This is a genomic window from Streptomyces sp. NPDC050422, from assembly GCF_044458665.1.
GTDB lineage: Bacteria > Actinomycetota > Actinomycetes > Streptomycetales > Streptomycetaceae > Streptomyces.
In genome coordinates this window covers 195,138-213,345 of the sequence record NZ_JBITIE010000001.1, presented here as the reverse complement: position 1 = coordinate 213,345, position 18,208 = coordinate 195,138, and the positions used below count along the sequence as shown (strand labels likewise).

Sequence of the window (18,208 nt, the reverse complement as noted above, 5' to 3'; positions counted from 1 at the left end):
GTCCGTGGGGCCGGGGCCGGCGCTCACGTGTGGGTCTGCACGAACTCCCGCACGCTCTCGGCGACGTAGTCGATCATCTCGTCCGTCAGGCCCGGGTAGACCCCGACCCAGAACGTCTGCTCGGTGATGATGTCGCTGTTGGTGAGGTCGCCGACGGTGCGGTGCGGCTGGTCGATGTAGGCCGGGTGGCGGGTCAGGTTCCCGGCGAACAGCCGCCGCGTGCCGATCTTGCGGGACTCCAGGAAGTCCACGAGGGCGGCCCGGGTGAAGGGCGCCCCGGGGTCCACGGTGAGGACGAAGCCGAACCAGCTGGGGTCGCTGCCCGCGGTCGCCTCGGGAAGGATCAGGTGCGGCACGCCCTCCAGCCCCGCGCGCAGGCGGCTCCAGTTGTGACGCCGGGCGTCGATGAAGCCGTCGAGCTTGGCGAGCTGGCTGAGTCCGAGTGCCGCCTGGAGATCGGTGGCCTTCAGGTTGTACCCCACGTGCGAGAAGATGTACTTGTGGTCGTATCCCGCCGGCAGAGTGCCCATCTGGTAGTCGAATCGCTTCAGGCACTTGTTGCTCTCGCCGGGCTCGCACCAGCAGTCGCGGCCCCAGTCGCGCAGTGACTCGACGATGCGTGCCAGCGCCAGGTTCGAGGTGAGGACCACACCGCCCTCGCCCATGGTGAGGTGGTGCGCCGGGTAGAAGCTGACGGTGGTGAAGTCGCCGAAGGTGCCGGTGAGCTGCCCGTTGTACGTGGCTCCGACCGCGTCGCAGTTGTCCTCGATCAGAAACAGGTCGTGCTCTTCCGCGAGTTGCGCCATCTCGGCGACCTCGAAGGGGTTTCCGAGGGCGTGCGCGATGATGATGGCCCGGGTCCTGGGACCGATCGCGGCCTCCACCCTGGCGGCCGTCGTGTTGTACGTTCCCAGCTCCACGTCCACGAAGACGGGTACGAGCCCGTTCTGCAGGATCGGGTTGACGGTGGTGGGGAAGCCGGCGGCGACGGTGATGACCTCGTCGCCCGGCCGCAGACGGCGGTCCTCCAGCAGGTGGGAGGTGAGGGCCGAGACGGCGAGAAGGTTCGCGGAGGAGCCCGAGTTGGTCAGGTGCGCCTTGCGGCGCTTCATCCGCCGGGCGAAAGCCGACTCGAACTTGCGCGAGCTGCGGCCGGCCGCGATCCGCATCTCCAGCGCGGCCTCGACGAGGGCGACCCGGTCCTCCTCGTCGAGCACGGCCCCGGACGGCCAGATCTCGGAGACGCCCGGGACGAACCGGCCGTCCGGCTGCGCCTCCTGGTGGTATTTGCGGACGTGGTCGAGAACAAGTTCCTTGTGTTCCTTCATCGCTCTCTCGTCTCCCGTGATGTCAGGCGTTCACTGGTTCGACCCTCGGACACGACGCTCGAACACTCCTCGACGCCAACTGGGGCGGCCGTGCCGAAGACGGCCTGGGCCAGCAGATCGCCGAGGGAGTCGTCGAGCGTGCGGCGCGGCCGCCAGCCCAGGAGCAGCGCGGCGCGGGAGATGTCGAGTCGCTGCCACTCCGCGCCGCCGCGCCCGCCCGCGACGGCCGCCTCCCGGCCCTGCCCGGACTCCTCCACGACGGCCACGGGCAGCCCGCTCAGCTCGATGAGCCGGTCGGTCACCTTCCGTACGCCGACGGCCTCACCGCTTCCGATGTTGACCACCGTGCCCCGGGTGTCCGCGCGAGCCGCCGCGACCGCGGCGTCGGCGACGTCGCGCACGTCGACGAAGTCACGGCGGGCCCGCAGCGGGGCGAGGCGCAGCGGGGGCGCCGCCCGGCCGCCGGCGCGGGAGCCGGACCGGTGGGCGGCGGCGAGATGGGCGGCGACGGTGCCGAGGAGGCTTTCGCGTGGGGCGCCCGGCCCCGAGACGTTCGAGATCCGCAGGACCCCGCCGTCCACGGTTCCGGCGTCCGCGGCCTCCAGGACGGCCCGCGCGCCCAGCAGTTTCGTCCGGCCGTACGGCCCGTCCGGCGCGGGCGGCAGGTCCTCCGTGATCCGCACTCCGGGCGCGGTCGGACCGTACTCGTGCACGGACCCCAGGTGGACCAGCCGGGGCGGCCGGGGCCGCAGGCCGATGGCTTCGACGACCCGGCCCGGCAGCTCCGCGTTCGCCTGGTGCATCTGCCGCTCGGTGACGCCCCAGACGGCCCCCGCGGCGTTGACCACGATGTCGGCCCCGGCCCGGGCGAGCACCTCCGCGATCCGGGCCGGGGTCGCGGAGAGGAGGTCGACGGCGAGGTCCGGGGCCGTGTGACCGCCGCCGCGCGCGACGCGGAACACGGCGGCGCCGGCCTCCTCGAACGCCGTGCAGATGTGCCGCCCCACGAACCCCGTGGCCCCGAACACCACGACCGACCGGCCTGCCAGGGGCGGTTGTTCGTCTCTCGGCTCCTCGTGCGCCATCGCGCGCACCTCCTCCGTGTCCGTGCCCGGGACCGTGCCCGGGCAGTTGTCGGGAAATCGACGCCGGGGTGCCGGGGTGCCCACCGGGGAGCACGTCCGCAGCCGCCCCGGTGACCGGGAACCCCCTCGGTCCTCAGGCCGCTGCCCTGACACCGCGCGCGGTCAGGCCCAGAGCGGTCAGCGCCTGCCCGACGTCAGCCGGGCCGGCGGCCGCGACATAGCCGTCGGGCCGGATCAGCAGCCACTCCGCCGCCGCCAGTCCGAGACCGGCGCGCAGCGCTCCGTCCGGGTCCGCCAGCGGCACCGCGGCCGCGTCGCCCGCACTGTCCCCACCCTCGGCGCCGAGCACCGCCGACACCGTCCGTACGGTGATCTGCGGAAGTGCCCGCACCAGCGCACGGAGCTCCTCGTCGGCGGCGGCCGGCGTCGTGAGCAGCGTCCACCCCGGCTCGCGCAACTGGGCCAGGAACTCCCTCCAGCCGGCGGAACGCTCGTACCCCGCTCCGGTCACCCGTGCCGCCCTCATGCCCGGCCCGGCCAGCGGCGCCGGCCCGGTTCCGGGACCGGCCGCCGGGTGCACGGCACCGTGCTCGTAGGCGAGACCCAGGGCGGACATCCCGCCCATGATCTTGCGCTGCACCCGGCCCTTGACGGGGCCGGTCCGGCGGAGCACCGTGAACGCCGCACGCAACAGCCCGGCGAAGAAGCGGCTCCTGAGCTGGACCAGTGCCGTGGCGAACTTCGTCGAGCGCAGCAACTCGGCGCCCACGGGCACCCGCTCGGCGCCGTAGCTGTCCAGCAGGGTCTCCTCGGCCTCGCCCCGCAGCACCGCCGCGAGCTTCCAGGAGAGGTTGAAGGCGTCCTGGACACCGGTGTTCAGGCCCTGCCCCGAGGCCGGGCTGTGCACATGGGCGGCGTCTCCGGCGACGAAGCAGCGCCCGACGCGCATCCGGTCGATCATGCGCTGCTGGATGGTGAAGACGGAGATCCAGGTCGGTTCCTCCACCCGGACGCTGTGCCCGATGCCCGCGTGGATCTTGTCCGCGAAGCGGCGGGCGATCCTCGCCCCGTCCCCCGGCCGGTCCGCGTCGTAATCGACATCGGCGGTGTCGAGCAGCCGCCACTTGCCCGGGTCGGGGAAGGGCACCATCATCACCGTGCCCGCGGGGGTGCGCATCCAGTGGATGCTGTCGCGCGGCAGGTCGCACTCGACCACGGCGTCGGCGATCAGCCAGGTCTCCGAGGACTCGCCCGTCAGCTGCAGGCCGAGGCCCTTGCGGACCGTGCTGTGACCACCGTCGGTGCCCAGCAGCCAGTCGGCCGCCACGTCCTCCACCTGGCCGTCCTGGTGCTCCAGGACCGCCCGGACCCCGTCGCCGGTGTCCTCGAACGCGGTGAGCCGTACCCCCCATTCGACGTCGACGCCGCGCTTCGCGGCCGCGGTGCGCAGCACCTCTTCCGTGATGACCTGGTCGACCATGAGCGTGAAGGGGAACCGGGTCGGCAGCCGGCTGTAGTCGGTGTCGAAGCGGATGAGCCTGCGACCGTTCTGGTGGAGCGTGAAGTGCTCGACGCGCTGCCCCCGGGGCAGCAGGTCGCCGATGACGCCCATGTGGTCGTACGTCTCCAGGGTGCGCGCGTGCGTGGCCAGCGCCCGGCTGGTCACGGCGGGTCCCGCCGCCGCGTCGACGAGGCGTACGCGCACCCCGTGCCGGGCGAGTTCGTGTGCGGCCGTCAGGCCGACCGGGCCCGCTCCGACCACCAGTACCTGAGGCCCCGTCGTCCGGGGGGAGCCGTCCATGCGGCCTTGTGCCGGGTCGTTCATCAGGCGGCCCTTCCGGCCGGGCTCTCGGCGGTCCGGCCGGCCTGCCACCACGCGCCGTTGTCGCGGTACCAGGCGACCGTCGCGGCCAGCCCCTCCTCGAAGCCGATGCGCGGGGCGTAGCCCAGCTCGTCGCGGATCTTCGACTCGTCGAGCGAGTAGCGCAGGTCGTGGCCCTTGCGGTCGGCGGCCCGCCGGACGAGGGACGGGTCGGCCCCGCACAGTCGCAGCAGCCGCTGGGTGATGTCCACGTTGGTCTGCTCGTTGCCGCCGCCGACGTTGTAGACCTCACCGGCCCGCCCGCCGGCCAGGACGAGCTGGATGGCGCGGCAGTGGTCGTCGACGTGCAGCCACTCGCGGATGTTGCGGCCGTCGCCGTAGAGCGGGACGGGCAGGCCGCGCAGCAGGTTGGTGGTGAAGAGCGGGATCAGCTTCTCGGGGTGCTGGTAGGGGCCGTAGTTGTTGGAGCAGCGCGTGATGGAGACGTCCAGCCCGTGGGTACGCCAGTAGGAGCGCGCCACCAGGTCGGAGCCCGCCTTGGAGGCCGCGTAGGGGGAGTTGGGCAGGAGCGGCCACTCCTCGGTCCACGAGCCCTGCTCGATCGAGCCGTACACCTCGTCGGTGGAGACGTGCACGAAGCGCTGGACGTCGGTGGCCAGGCAGGCGTCGAGCAGGGTCTGGGTGCCCACGACGTTGGTGCGGAAGAAGGGGGCGGAGGAGGCGACGGACCGGTCGACGTGCGACTCGGCGGCGAAGTGCACCACCGCGTCGTGACCGGGCAGGAGATCCAGCAGGAGCGGCAGGTCGCAGATGTCGCCGTGGACGAATTCGAAGCGCGGGTGCGACGCCGGCAGATTGCTCCGGTTGCCCGCGTAGGTCAGTGCGTCGAGGACGGTGACCCGGGCGAACTCGTAACCCGGGTAGCCGCCTTCGAGCAGGGTGCGTACGTAGTGCGATCCGATGAAGCCGGCGCCGCCGGTGACGAGGATCCTCATGCCGCGACCTCGATCCGGGCGTGGTCGCCGATGATCAGGCTGTGCAGGCCCGACGGGTGGTCGGCGGTGGTGACGGTGGCCGCCCGGCCGATGACGGAGCCGTGCAGGCCCTTGGCGCCGACGACGGAGGAGCCGTCGAGGGTGATGGAGTAGTCGATGCGGGCCTCGCTGATCGCGCAGTCCCGGCCGACGGAGGTGTGCGGTCCGATGTGGCTGTCGACGATCACACTGTCCGCGCCGATGACGGCCGGGCCCTCGATGTACGAACGGACGATGCGGGCTCCGGGCTCGACGACCACCGCGCCGACGATCGTGCTGGCCTCGTCGACCTCACCGGCGACGTCACGCGCCAGTCCGTTGAGGATCTCGCGGTTGCATTCGAGTACGTCCTCCACCCGGCCGGCGTCGCGCCAGTAGCCGGAGTACTGGGTGGCCCGCACCGGGGCACCCCGGGACACCAGCCACTGGATGGCGTCGGTGATCTCCAGTTCGCCGCGGGCGCTCGGCACGATGGCGGCGACGGCCTCGTGGATGGCGGGGGTGAAGAAGTACACCCCGATCAGGGCGAGGTCGGAGCGCGGGTGGGCCGGCTTCTCGACCAGGGCGGTCACCGTGCCGTCCGGCTCGGTCTCGGCGACGCCGAAGGCCCGCGGGTCGGCGACCTTGCAGACGGCGATCTGGGCGGCCGGGCCGTGGGCCCGGAAGTCCTCGGCCACCTCGACGATGCCCTGGGGCAGCATGTTGTCGCCGAGGTACATGACGAAGTCGTCGTCCCCCAGGAAGTCCTGGGCGATCCGCACACAGTGGGCGAGGCCGAGCGGCAGGTCCTGGCGGATGTACGTGATACGGGCTCCGAGTCGTGAGCCGTCGCCGAGCGCCGCCTCGATCTCCGGCGCGCGGTCACCGACCACGATCCCGATGTCCGTGATCCCGAGCTGCCGGATCCCGTCCAGGACGTGCTCCAGAACAGGGCGGTTCGCTATGGGGAGGAGCTGCTTCGGCATGGAGTGGCTGAACGGGCGCAGACGCGTGCCCGAACCGCCCGACAGAACCAGGGCTTTCATGGAGAGACCTCTTCTCGCTGAAAGGGGTGACGGGGCCTTTGGCAGCCGGAGCATGCGGGCGCCCGGTCGCATCGCCCTCGAACCGGGGTGCAGCCCGGGACGCGCGAACGGGGAACGGCCCGCCCCCTGTCGACGTACGACAGGAGACGGGCCGTCCCCGGGAGCGCGCGGGCTGTCAGCCGGCCCCCCGCTCCGCGTGGGCGGACAGGAGGAAGGCGACGAGGGAGTCGAGGTCACGGAAGTTGTCCCCGACGAGGTCCGACGTCGTGATGGGCGCCTTCAGGTCCTGGCGCAGGAAGTTGAGCAGCCGCACGGTGGAGAGCGAGTCGAGGATCCCCCACTCCAGCAGCGGTGTGTCGGGGGCGAGTTCGACCCCGTCCGAGTCTCCGAGCAGCTCGTCGACGATGTAGTCCCGGATGCGCGACAGCAGTGCGTCGCGGTCGACCGTGGTGAGCATGTTCTCTCCTGGTTCGCATGGGGATGAGGGAGGGGAGTGCGGCAGGCGCCGTGCCTCGGCGCGGGTCAGACCCGGTGCGGTGCGGCCCGGAGCGCGGCCCGGTCCGTCTTGCCGTTCGCGGTGCGCGGGAGCTCCTCGACCACTTCGAGGGAGTTGACGACCATGTAGCCGGGCAGCCGCTGCGCGCAGTGCCGTTTCACGTCGAGCAGGCCGGGACGCCTGCCGTCCCGGCCGACGACGACGGCGTGCAGCCGCGCCTGAAGACCGGCGCCCCGTACGATCACCACCGCCTCGGCGATGGTGTCGAGGGTGCCCAGGGCCGCCTCGATTTCGCCCAGCTCGATCCGGTGGCCGCGGACCTTGACCATGTGGTCGCGGCGTCCCGCGTAGTCGAGTTCGCCCCGCTCGTCCCGGCGTCCCAGGTCACCTGTGCGGTACGCGCCCCGGTGCGGGGGGCGGCCCCAGTAGCCGAGCATGACGGTGGGTCCGGACACCACGATCTCGCCCGTGCCGTCCTCGTCGGCGCCGTCGAGGACGACGGTGTCGCCGGAGCAGGCGGTGCCGATGGGCAGCGGACCCGTCCGGTCGAGGTCCGCGCCGGTGACCTCGTAGGCGGTGCAGACATTGGTCTCCGTCGGGCCGTACCAGTTGAACATCCGCACTCCGGGCCAGGCGGCGCGCAGTTCCTTGGCCTGCTGGAGCGGGAAGGGCTCCCCCGCGTAGACGCACACGCGCAGGGTGGGCGGCTTCGTGAGCCAGCCGCCCTCGCGCATCATCAGCAGGATGATGGAGGGGACGGAGTACCAGACGGTGATCTCTTCGTCGCGGACCAGGTCGACGAGGCGGTCCGGGGCGTAGGCCAGGTCGGCGGGTACCAGCCGGACGGAGGCGCCGGCCAGGAAGGCCCCGTACAGGTCGTAGACCGACAGGTCGAAGTTGAACGGCGCGTGGTTGGCGAGGCGGTCGGCCGGCGTCAGTCCGGTGGACCGCGCCGCCCAGCGCACGAAGGCCAGCGCGTTGCGGTGGCTGATGCACACACCCTTGGGCTCGCCGGTGGAACCGGAGGTGTAGAGGATGTACGCCGGGTCGTCCGGCGCGTTGGGGTGGACGGGAGGCGCCGGGAGCGGGGCCCCCTCGGCGAGCAGTTCGGCCGTGGTGACGAGGGAGGCGGCCGCGCCGTCACCGGAATGGGACGCCTTCGCGGCAAGTGCGCCGCGCTCGTCGGTGACGACCAGGGCCGGGGAGCAGCTGTCGCTGATCCGCAGGAGGCGGGCGACCGGATTGCTCGGGGCCACCGGCACGTACAGCGCTCCGATGCGCAGCGCTCCCTGCATGGCCGCCACCACCTGGGCGGACTTGGCGGCCCACAGGACGACGCGGTCTCCCGCTCGCACTCCCCTGGCGGTGAACGCCGCGGCGAACCGGTCGGCCATGCGGTCGAGTTCGCCGTAGCCGGTCGTCCCGAAGTCGTCGATGACGGCCGGTGCGTCGGGATGCTGCTCGGCCGCCCGGGCGACGAGCCGGTGCAGCGCGTAGCCCTCCGGCTCCGCGTTCGCGTCCATGGTTGGGCCTCTTCTCTGTCCGGGTGCGGGGTGGGGTGCGGGGATCCGTGTCCTGCTTGCCGGCGGCGCCGGGGTCAGAGCCCCAGCTCGGCGGCGACGAGACGACGCTGGATCTCGGAGGAGCCCGAGAAGACGGTGGCCGGGACCGCGTCGCGCAGCGCCGCTTCGACGCCCGTCTCCGTCAAATATCCGCGGCCACCGAAGAGCTGGACCGCGTCGAGGGCCGAGGCCACGGCGGCCTCCGAGACCTGCAGCTTGGACAGGGCGACGGGCAGCACTGACCGGCCGCCCCGGTCCATCTCCCAGCAGGCGCGGTGGAGGAGCAGCCGGCCGCTCTCCAGGCGCAGCTTCATGTCGACGACGCGGTCGGCCACGGACTGGAATTCGGCGATCCGCTTCCCGAACTGGCGGCGTGCGCGGACGTGCGCGACCACCTGCTCGATCAGCCGGTCCTGCACCCCCAGATAGAGGGCGAACAGACAGGCGCGCTCCCAGCCCATCGAGTGCTGGAAGATCACCCCGCCCAGGCCCGGAGCGCCGAGGACCCGCTCGTCGGGGACGAAGCAGTCGCGGAACTCGACCGTGCCGGCCGGACAGTCGTGCAGGCCCATCTTGGCGAAGGGTTCGCTCGCCACGAGGCCGGGTGTGCCGGTGTCGACCACGAAGCCGGTCGACCCAAGGTGCCCGGCGCTGGGGTCGGTGGTGGCGTAGGTGACGCAGAGGTCGGCGACGGGGCCGTTCGTCACGAAGTTCTTGAGGCCGTTGAGCAGGTAGCCACCGGGCACCTTGCGGGCCGTGGTCGCCAGCTTGGAGATGTCGGAACCCGCCTCCGGCTCCGTCATGGCATTGGCCGCGACGAGCCGTCCCTCGCACATGCCGGGCAGCAGGTCCTTGCGTACGGCGTCGGAGCCGAACTCGGCCAGCGGCATGGCGCAGGCGAACAGGTGTGCCGCGGCGGCGAACACCATTCCGGTACGGGCACAGCCCTTGCCGAAGGCCTCGTAGATCAGCGCGGTGTCCACCGCGGGTCGGCCCGAACCGCCGTACTCGGCGGGGACGCTCGTCCCGAGCAGCCCCGCTCCGCCGAGCCGGCGCCACTCGTCACGGGTGTAGTAGGCGGCAGCCCCGGAGTCCGGCGGGGCAATCGAGCGGGCCGCTTCGAGGGTCCGGTCGTAGTCGGCTCGCTGCGCGGACGTCCAGCCGAATTCCATGGGTACTCCTTGACTTGGTGGGGCGGTGAGCGGCGGGATGCGGGGTCAGCGCACCCATCGGGGTGTCTCCGTGACCTCGATGACCGCGCAGCCGATGCCCACCCCGGGACCGACCCCGAGGGCCAGCAGCCGGTCGCCGGCCCGGAGCCCGCCGGTCGTGAGCAGGTGGTCGAAGGAGATGACCTGATCGCCGGCCGAGACATGGCCGACTCCCCTGCCGTACTCCCAGGTCGACTGATCCAGCGTCAGGCCGAGGGGGGCGAGCAGGCGCTCCTCGGTCATGGCGCGCTCGGTGTTCATGTAGGCGACGCGCGTGATGTCGGAGGTCCGCAGGCCGGCCTCCTCCAGGCAGCCGCCGATGAGCTCCTCCTGCGCCTTCAGCAGTCGCAGCCCGCCGTCGGCCGGCATCTCCCCGGACCGGAAGAAGTGCGCGGCCCGGGTGCCGAAGTCCAGCTGCTCCCCGGTGGTCGCGCCGGGCGGGAACATCGGGGCTCCGCTGCGGTGGAGCTCCTCCAGCTCGGGCACGGTGCGGGTGCCGACGCTGAGCAGCCGGGCGAACCCGGCCCGGTTGCTCAGCACGAGGGAGCTGCCGCCGTCACCGAGCAGGAAGCCGGGGTTGGCCCGCCACCGGTCGACACCAGGGGTGCCGAAGTTGTCGGCGGCCGCGATGAGCGCGCCACGTCCCTCGGCCCCGGCGCTCAGCCGGGCGGCGGCGAGTTCGAGAGCGCCGAAGACGCCGTTGCAGCCCTGGCGTATCTCCGCGGCCAGGCAGTCGCCGCCCAGCAGATGGCGTTGCAGATAGGACTGCGGGCACCAGCCCTCGGGGCCCTGGTGCCACACGGATACGTAGAGGAGGGTGTCGATCTCCGCCGGTGCGAGGCCGGACCGCTCCAGGGCTTGGCGCGCTGCCGACAGCGCCATCTCGGGGGCGGGTACGTCGCCCGCGACGGTCACCGCCGTGAGCCCGTACCGCTCGATCTCCTCCGCCGAGTACGCGCCCTCGTCGACCGCCGTCGTCGCACTCACTGTCTCGGGAAGGTGTACGCCCACTCCCGCGATGTACACGTTGCCTGTACGCACTGTCCGCTCCTCCTGTCGGGTTGCTCGCCTCCACGGTGGGGGCGAGCGCTCGACGGGGCGTGGAAGGCGGCTTGAACGCCGGCGGGCACGGGGCCGGAGGGTCGGAACAGGGCACGCCAAAGGCCCACCGCCGGTGCGTACACCGGCCGTGGGCCTTTCCGTCCGTGCTCGCGACGGGGAGCGGGTCAGGCGTTCGCCTCGGCGTTGTCCGACTTCTCGGTGCTGACCGACGCCCCGGCGTCGTCCGGCTTCTCGGCGTCGTCCGCCGTCCCGGCGTTGCCCTCCTGCTCCGCGAGGATCTCCTCCTCGGTGCGCCAGTCCTCGTCCCTGATCGCCTGCGGCAGCAGGCCCGCCAGCAGCAGCGCGAGGAGGAGCAGGGCACCGGAGGCCCAGGTGATCGTCTTCGTCGAGTCGGTGAACGCGGTCCGCGCCGACTTCTCCACCTCCTGGCCGGCCACGGCCGCGGTGTCACCGCCCCGCGCCATGAGCCGGGCGCAGTCGCCGGCCGCCGACGGGCCCTCGTCCGTGGCGACCCGCTCGCGGACACAGCCCCGGAAGTCCGCGAGCAGCGGGCCCGCATCCTGGCCGGAGGCGACGGCGACGGCACGGACTCGAGGCACGGAGTCGTCGGCCGCGTGGTCGGCCCCGCCTCCGAGCAGCGCCACGAACAGGGTGCCGAGTACCGCCACCCCGAGGGTCCCGCCGAGCTGGTCGAACGCGTTCAGGAGGCCGGAGGCGGAGCCGACCTCACGGTCGGAGACGCCACCGAGGATCTGGCTGGTGAGCGGGGTGAGGACGAAGCCCATGCCGGTGCCGCAGAGCAGGCCGGACGGGATCAGTTCCCAGGGGTTCAGGCCGTTTCCGGCGAGCTGCAGCGTCAGCCAGGCGCCCGCGGTGCCGGCCAGCAGGGCGATCAGGCCCCACTTGAGGACGCGGCCGCCGTACCGCGGCACGAGGGCCATGCCGGACCACGCGGAACCGAAGGCGACGCCGACGGCCCAGGGCATCTCGGTCAGGCCGGCCTTGAGGGCGGAGAAGCCGAGGCCGATCTGCAGGTGCAGGGCGAGGACCATCAGGTAGCCGGCCATGGCGCAGAAGAAGGCCAGGGTGATGAACAGGCCGACGACGAAGGTGCGGTTGCGCAGCAGGCTCATCTCGACGAGCGGCGTGCGGTCGGCGCGCTGCAGCCGGATCTCGTACCGGGCGAAGAGGGCGAGCACCGGGACCGAGCCGGCGAGCATGGCCAGGATCCAGCCGGGCCAGCCCTGCTCACGCCCCTGGACCAGGGGATAGACGAGCAGGAACAGGCCGGTGGTGGCGAGCAGCATGCCGACGATGTCGAGGCCGGCGCGGCGCGGGGAGCGGGACTCGGGAAGGATGCGCAGCGCGAGGACGAAGGCCGCGATGCCGACGGGGACGTTCAGCAGGAAGACCGAGCGCCAGCCGGTGCCGAAGAGGTCCCAGTCCACGAGTGCGCCGCCGAGTACGGGGCCGCCGACGGCGGCGAGTCCCATGAACGGGCCGGACGCGCCGAAGGCCGCTGCCCGCTGCTCGGGCGGGAAGACGTTCTTGATGACGGCGAGGACCTGGGGCACCATCACGGCCGCCGAGGCACCCTGCAGGACGCGGGCCGTGATCAGCTCCGCGGGGCTCTGCGCCACCGCGCACAGGGCGGACATGGCGGTGAACGCGGCGAGACCGACGAGGAAGGTGCGGCGGCGGCCGAAGATGTCGCCGAGCCGGCCGCCGGTCACCAGCAGGACGGCGAAGGCCAGCGCGTAGCCGGCGGCCATCCACTGCAGGGCGGTGTAGCTGCCGCCGAGGTCGGCGCGGATGGCCGGCATGGCCACGTTGATGACGGAGCCGTCCAGCAGGTCCATGAAGTTGGCGCCGAGCAGGACGAACAGAAGCAGCCAGTGGCTCTGTGAGCCACCCCGTGCGGGCTGTTCTGCGGTGGGCATCGTGGTCGAGGCCATGGGGGTCTCCCTCGTGGTCTTGGGCTGAACCGAGAACAAAGTTATACCAGGTGAAATTTTTTATCAAGACAAAAATTGGTTCGAGTAAGGTACATTGGCGTCATGGCAGAGACCACCACGACCGCGCCCCTCGGTCTGCGCGAACGCAAGCGGCTGGAGACCCGTGCCGCGATCTCCCGCGCCGCCGCCCGCCTCTTCCTCCGTGACGGCTTCCACCACGTCTCGGTCGGCGAGGTGGCCAAGGCCGCCGACGTCTCGAAGGTGACCGTCTTCAACTACTTCCCGACGAAGGAAGACCTCGCCCTGGCCCCGCTGGCCGAGCACACCGGCGACGAGGTCCGGGCGGTCCGCGAGCGCCCTGCGGGAACCTCGCCGCTGGACGCCCTGCGCGACGCCTTCCTGGACGACCTCGCCGCCCACGCGCCCCAGGCCGGCATGTTCGAGGCCGCCGCCCCGCTGGTCCGGATGATCCTCACCACCCCCTCCCTCAGCGCCCGCCTCCTGGCCATCGAGGCCGACCGCGAGCAGGCGCTGGCCGACGCCCTCGCCGAGGAGACCGGAGGTCCCGGCGCCGTCGACGCACGGGTGTTCGCGGCTGCGGCCCTCGGCGTACGGCGCGCCCTGGTCGCCGAGAACTACCGGCGGCTGACCGAGGGCGCGAGCCCCGCCTCGCTCTACCCGGACGCTCTCGCGCAGGCCGTACGGGCCTTCGGCCTGCTGGAGTCCGGTTTCGGCGGGTACGCGGTCCGCTGAAGGCGCGGCCGGCGCCCGGTCACGGCCGGCGGGCAGGACTGCGGATCGGCTCGGGATCGCGTACGACGACGGGAGCGAGCACCTTGTCCACCCGCTCGACCAGGTCCTGCGGCAGCTCGACGTCGACAGCACCGGCACTCGCCGCCAGTTGCTCGGGCCGGGACGCCCCGACGAGCGCCGTGGCCACCAGGTCCCGGCCCAGCAGCCACGCCAGCGCGAGCTGAGCCGTCGTCAGACCCGCCTCGCGGGCCAGCGCTCCCGCCTCCGCGACCCGCTCGACCACGTCCGCGTCGGGCCGGCCGCCGCTGAGCCCGAAGCGGGAGTCGGGCGGCGCCTGTGCGCCGGGCCGGTACTTGCCGGTCAGCACACCCTGGTACAGCGGCGAGAACGCGATGACGCCCATGCCCTGTTCCGCGCAGACCGGCACGACCCCGGCCTCCGGCACCCGCCACAGCAACGAGTACTGCACCTGATTCGACACCAGGGGGATGCGCAGTTCACGGGCGAGCGGAGCCGCGGCCGCGACCTCCTCGGCCCGCCATTCGGACACGCCGACGTACAGGACCTTCCCGGACCGCACCAGGTCCGCGAAGGCCGTCAGCGTCTCCTCCAGCGGGGTCTCGTGGTCGAACCGGTGCGCCTGGTACACGTCGATGTACTCGGTACGCAGCCTGCGCAGCGACCCCTCGGCCCCCTCCATGACGTGCTTGCGCGACAGCCCGCGGTCGTTCGCTCCGGGGCCCGTCGGGAAGTACACCTTGGTGCTCAGCACCAGGTCCTCGCGCCGCACTCCGCTCAACGCGGCGCCCAGCACCTCCTCGGCGCGCGTACGGGCGTACGCGTCCGCCGTGTCGAAGACCGTGATCCCCAGATCGAGGGCCGCGCGCACACAGGCGTGCGCCGTACCGTCGTCGACCTGGCCGCCGTGCGTCTGTGAGTTGCCGTAGCCGATGCGGCTGACCTTAAGGCCGCTCGAACCGAGCCTCGTGTAGTCCATGCGGGTCTCCTCTCCCCTACGAGGAGCGATGCTGGCAGTGGGCACTCGTGTCCCCCTCGACTCCCGGGGTCCGGCGCCTCAAGCGGCACTCGACGGGCCGTTCCTACAGTCGCGCCATGAAGATCCTGCTGAGTACGGGCCCCTCGTTCGGGCTCTACAACCCTGTCGTGCCCCTCGCCTGGGCACTGCGCGCATCCGGCCACGACGTGCTCATGGCCGCGCCCGAGGGCATGGCCGCGACGGTCAACGGCTCCGGCCTGCCCTTCGTACCGTCCAGCGGCCCCCTGGGCATGGCCGATGTGATGATGTACGACCGCGCCGGACGGCTGCTCCAGCGCCCCGACACCGAGGAGGAGTTGCTGCCGCACATCGGCCGCGGCTTCGGACGGCTGGCCGCCCGGACGCTGGACGGCATGCTGCGGATCATCGAGGAGTGGCGGCCCGACGTCGTGATCGGGGAGTCCCACGCCTACTCCGCGGGCACCGCCGCCCGGATACTCGGCGTGCCGTGGGTCGAGCACGGTCTCGGCGCGGGCTACCTGCCCACGATCGACGCCTTCGGCGCGCAGGAGTTCGAGCCGGAGCTGAGCGGGCACGGGCTCACCGGCCTGCCCGAGGCCGACCTGGTGCTCGACACCTGCCCGCCGGGCATCCGCCCCGAGAACACGCGCCCCGTGCAGCCGATGCGGTACGTCCCCTACGACGCCGCCGGGACCGTCCCGTCCTGGGTGTTCGAGAAGCGCGACCGCCCGCGGCTGCTGCTCACCCTGGGCACGCGGGTGCCCGTCGGCGGCGGACTCCCGCTCTTCCAGGAGCTGATCAGGACCCTCCCGGAACTCGGCGTCGAGCTGGTGATCGCCGTCGCCGACGACGTGGTCGACCAGCTGGGCCCGCTGCCCGAAGCGGTCCGGGCGGCCGGCTGGCTACCGCTCGGCTCGGTCCTCGCCTCCTGCGACCTCGCGGTCCACCACTGCGGCGCGGGCACCACCCTCTCGGCCGTGCTCGCCGGGGTGCCGCAGCTCCTCATCCCGCGGATCGCCGAGCAGTACGACACCGCGCGCCGGCTGGCGGCGTACGGGGCGGCCCTGGAACTGCCCGACGTACAGATCGACCCGGCGGCGGTCCTCGGCGCCTGCCGGGCGCTGCTGGCAGACCCGTCCTACGCGGCCTCCGCGCGCCGGCTGCGTGCCGAGATGGCCGAACTGCCCACACCCGCAGAGATCGTGGGCGTGATCGAGGCGCTCGCCGCGCGCGGCGCCTGAGCAGGGCCGACAGACAGGAAGGGCCACCCGCTCGCCGCGGGCGGCCCTTCTTCTCGGGCGAGAGGGCCGGTTACCGGCCCCCTCGCACCCCGTACCTCTCCTCGATGGTCCGTACGAGCTCCGCCGGGGAGGGCTGCTCGCGTATCTCCTCGCGCAGGTCCGCCGCCGCCTTGCGGTATCCCGGCTCGTCCAGCAGGGCCACCACGTCGGACCGGATCAGCGTCTCCGCCTCCGCACCGCCGACGGCGGAGAGTTCGCCGTGGACCCGGTGACGGCCGACCCCTGCCGCCTCGACCCGGCCGCCCGCCACCATCTGCTCCGGACGCGGCGAGATGATCAGCTGCGCCACCCCGGAGACGGCGGCGGTCAGCGTGGACCCGCCGCCGCCCGGGTGGACGAACGCGTCGCACACCGGCAGCAGCATGTGCAGCGGGAACTGCTCCAGGGCCCTGACGTTGTGCGGCAGTTCACCGAGCAGCTCGCGCTGGCCGCCGGTGACCGCGAGCACCACCTCCACGTCGAGGCCCGCGACCGCGGCGACGGTGGGGGCGAGCAGATCGGGCAGCTGCCCCGGTCGCAACTGCGCCATGGTCTGGCCCCAGGTGACGCACACCCGCGGCCTCTCCGGCTCCTCCAGCAGCCACGAGGGCATCACCCCGGGCCCGTTGAACGGCACGAAGCGCACCGGCAGCCTCTCCTGCGGGCTGGGCAGCCGCAGGCTCGGCGGACAGGCGTCGATCCAGCCGTCCGGCGCCAACCTGGGTGCGACCGCGGCCTGTTCGAACAGGCGCAGGTACTCCGGCAGCGGCTCGCCGCAGAAGTTCTCCAGCTCCATCCGCAGCACGGCGGGACTCCCCCAGCCGTGCGCAAGCGCGGGAACCCCCACCGCGGCCGCCGCCACCGGGCCCGCGAAGGTCACCGCGTCATGGACCACGAGGTCGGGGCGCCAACCCCGGGCGAACGCCACCAGGTCCTCGGTCATGGCCGCGGCGATCCGCATGTTCTTGCCGGCGAGTGCCGCGTTCAGCTCGCGCTGGCGCGGGTTCAACTCGGCGGGCCTCAAGGGCCAGTCGACGGCCCAGGACGGCTGACGGTGCCAGTCGGCCAGACCGCCCCGGGTCGCCATGCCCGCCAGGTCGGGTTCCGTTCCCACCTCCACCGCGGTCAGGCCGCTGCGCAGGATCGACGGCACCACGCTGGGCAGACCGGCGATACGCACCTCGTGGCCGGCCGCTTCCAGCGCCCAGGCCAGCGGCACCATCGGGTAGAAGTGGGACGGGGCGGCCCACGTCGTCATCAGGACGCGCATGCCAACCGCCTCTCCCGCCGGTTCGCCGATCCGGCTTCCAACTGCTCCAGTTCACCCACGACGGCGGCCAGGGACGGCTGCGTCCGCATCTCCTCCCGGAGCCGGACCGCGCCCTCCCGGTACTCCGGCTCCTCCAGCACGGCCGCCAGGGCGGCCCGCAGCTCGTCCGGGTCACCCTGCCGCTCCGGTTCGGTCAGGGCGATGCCGGCGCCGGTGGCCGCGATCCGCTGCGCGCAGCCGATCAGCGCAGGGTGGGCGAGCGGAAGCGCCAGTTGGGGCAGCCCCGCCCAGGTCGCCGTCAACGCGCTGCCCGTGCCGCCGTGGTGCACGACCGCGTCGCAGGTTCGCAGCACCTTGCTCAGCGGGACGGGGTCAATGACCCGGACCCCGTCGGGTACGGGGCCGAGCCCGGACCTGGCCTCGGCCGGGACCGGCAGCAGCACCTCGGTGTCACCCCTGTCGCGCACCGCCGCGAGCAGGGAACGGACCACCGCCCAGCCGTCCTGACCTGGGTCCGAGACGCTCTTCATCCCGAACCGGCCGAGGGAGACCAGGATCCGGCGCTCCTCGGTGGCGCGCCGCGTGGTCCACTGCGGTATCTCACCGGTGCCGTTGTACGGGACGAACCGCATCGGTGACGCCGGGGCCAGGCCCGGGACCTGCAGGCCCGGCGGGCACGGGTCCACGATCAGGTCGGCGGCCGGCATGCCCGTGCGGAGGCCGAGGCCCGCGCACAGATCGCCGAGTGCCGCCCGGACCGGCTCGCGCAGGATGGTCTCCATGGCGTCGGGGCCCCAGCGGTGCGCCACGGTGGGGATGCCGAGGACGCCACCGGTGATCAGGCCGCAGAACTCGATGGGATCGGTCAGCACCAGGTCCGGCTTCCAGGCCTCGGCTATGCCCAGGTACTCCTCGATCACTCCCGCCACACGTGTGCGCCAGGCCACGGCGAGGTCAGCCCAGGGGCCCGGCGCGTCCGGCGTGCCGGAGGCTTCCGGGCCGCCCGGGCCGCCCGGGCCACCTGGCGCGGCCGTACGGTCGTGCACCCGGCGGTGCCAGGTCTGAAAGCCGGCCTGTTCCCGGCCCACGGTGATGGTGGACAGGCCGGCCGCGGCTCCGGCCTCGGTGACATCGCCGGCCCCGGCCAGGACCACGTCGTGACCCGCGGCCTGCAGCGCCCAGGCCGTGGGCACCATGGGCAGCAGGTGACTCTGCACCAGGGCGATCATGAGGACTTTCACGGTTCTCCCTCCCGTTACTGGGCCGGCCGCGGGACGGCGGTGCACGCCGCGCGGCCGGCCGGCTTC

The 18,208-nt window shown here is 72.7% G+C and carries 15 protein-coding genes; 2 read left to right on the top strand and 13 right to left on the bottom strand.

Annotated elements, in window-relative coordinates; translation table 11 throughout:
- Window positions 1–23 precede the first annotated feature (23 nt).
- From rfbH to ACIBJG_RS00815, 10 genes are all read right to left on the bottom strand, one after another.
- Window positions 24–1,328, bottom strand: a complete 1,305-nt coding sequence (gene rfbH, locus ACIBJG_RS00860) for a lipopolysaccharide biosynthesis protein RfbH (protein WP_399302513.1) — start codon at window positions 1,326–1,328, stop codon at window positions 24–26.
- Window positions 1,325–2,413: an NAD-dependent epimerase/dehydratase family protein gene (locus ACIBJG_RS00855; RefSeq protein ID WP_399302511.1), complete on the bottom strand. Its 1,089-nt coding sequence runs from the start codon at window positions 2,411–2,413 to the stop codon at window positions 1,325–1,327. Before ACIBJG_RS00855 ends, rfbH begins: the two co-directional genes overlap by 4 nt.
- A 133-nt stretch (window positions 2,414–2,546) precedes the next feature.
- Window positions 2,547–4,238 carry an FAD-dependent oxidoreductase gene (locus ACIBJG_RS00850; RefSeq protein WP_399302509.1) on the bottom strand — a complete coding sequence of 564 codons (1,692 nt, stop codon included), beginning with the start codon at window positions 4,236–4,238 and terminating at the stop codon, window positions 2,547–2,549.
- Complete coding sequence (gene rfbB / locus ACIBJG_RS00845; RefSeq protein ID WP_399302507.1) at window positions 4,238–5,230, bottom strand: dTDP-glucose 4,6-dehydratase; 993 nt, start codon at window positions 5,228–5,230, stop codon at window positions 4,238–4,240. The genes ACIBJG_RS00850 and rfbB overlap by 1 nt, the downstream gene beginning before the upstream one ends.
- A complete protein-coding gene (locus ACIBJG_RS00840; RefSeq protein ID WP_399302505.1) occupies window positions 5,227–6,294 on the bottom strand; it encodes a glucose-1-phosphate thymidylyltransferase in 1,068 nt (355 codons plus the stop codon). The genes rfbB and ACIBJG_RS00840 overlap by 4 nt, the downstream gene beginning before the upstream one ends.
- Window positions 6,295–6,469: 175 nt before the next feature.
- Entirely contained in the window at window positions 6,470–6,751 is a 282-nt protein-coding gene (locus ACIBJG_RS00835; protein ID WP_399302503.1) for an acyl carrier protein, read from the bottom strand.
- A 65-nt stretch (window positions 6,752–6,816) separates the two neighbouring features.
- Window positions 6,817–8,313 (bottom strand): amino acid adenylation domain-containing protein, encoded by a 1,497-nt coding sequence (locus tag ACIBJG_RS00830; RefSeq protein ID WP_399302501.1) that lies wholly within the window; start codon window positions 8,311–8,313, stop codon window positions 6,817–6,819.
- 74 nt (window positions 8,314–8,387) lie between these two features.
- Window positions 8,388–9,524, bottom strand: coding sequence for an acyl-CoA dehydrogenase family protein (locus tag ACIBJG_RS00825; protein WP_399302499.1), 1,137 nt, complete (start codon window positions 9,522–9,524; stop codon window positions 8,388–8,390).
- 45 nt (window positions 9,525–9,569) lie between these two features.
- On the bottom strand, window positions 9,570–10,604 hold the full coding sequence (locus ACIBJG_RS00820; RefSeq protein WP_399302497.1) for a ketoacyl-ACP synthase III family protein: 1,035 nt from the start codon (window positions 10,602–10,604) through the stop codon (window positions 9,570–9,572).
- A gap of 185 nt (window positions 10,605–10,789) precedes the next feature.
- Entirely contained in the window at window positions 10,790–12,580 is a 1,791-nt protein-coding gene (locus tag ACIBJG_RS00815; RefSeq protein ID WP_399302495.1) for a DHA2 family efflux MFS transporter permease subunit, read from the bottom strand.
- Window positions 12,581–12,682: 102 nt separating this feature from the next.
- Between ACIBJG_RS00815 and ACIBJG_RS00810 the strand changes: the two genes are divergently transcribed.
- A complete protein-coding gene (locus tag ACIBJG_RS00810) occupies window positions 12,683–13,333 on the top strand; it encodes a TetR/AcrR family transcriptional regulator (protein ID WP_399302493.1) in 651 nt (216 codons plus the stop codon).
- A 19-nt stretch (window positions 13,334–13,352) separates the two neighbouring features.
- Here the strand turns inward: ACIBJG_RS00810 and ACIBJG_RS00805 are convergent, their stop codons facing one another.
- The gene (locus ACIBJG_RS00805) at window positions 13,353–14,330 is read right to left on the bottom strand and encodes an aldo/keto reductase family protein (RefSeq protein WP_399302491.1); all 978 of its coding nucleotides are present in this window, start codon (window positions 14,328–14,330) and stop codon (window positions 13,353–13,355) included.
- Between the two features lie 116 nt (window positions 14,331–14,446).
- Between ACIBJG_RS00805 and ACIBJG_RS00800 the strand changes: the two genes are divergently transcribed.
- Window positions 14,447–15,592 (top strand): glycosyltransferase, encoded by a 1,146-nt coding sequence (locus ACIBJG_RS00800; protein WP_399302489.1) that lies wholly within the window; start codon window positions 14,447–14,449, stop codon window positions 15,590–15,592.
- A 70-nt stretch (window positions 15,593–15,662) separates the two neighbouring features.
- Here ACIBJG_RS00800 and ACIBJG_RS00795 read toward each other — a convergent pair whose 3' ends face one another.
- Both ACIBJG_RS00795 and ACIBJG_RS00790 read right to left on the bottom strand, forming a co-directional pair.
- A complete protein-coding gene (locus ACIBJG_RS00795) occupies window positions 15,663–16,901 on the bottom strand; it encodes a nucleotide disphospho-sugar-binding domain-containing protein (RefSeq protein WP_399302487.1) in 1,239 nt (412 codons plus the stop codon).
- Window positions 16,889–18,142 carry a nucleotide disphospho-sugar-binding domain-containing protein gene (locus ACIBJG_RS00790; RefSeq protein WP_399302485.1) on the bottom strand — a complete coding sequence of 418 codons (1,254 nt, stop codon included), beginning with the start codon at window positions 18,140–18,142 and terminating at the stop codon, window positions 16,889–16,891. The genes ACIBJG_RS00795 and ACIBJG_RS00790 overlap by 13 nt, the downstream gene beginning before the upstream one ends.
- Window positions 18,143–18,208 lie beyond the last annotated feature (66 nt).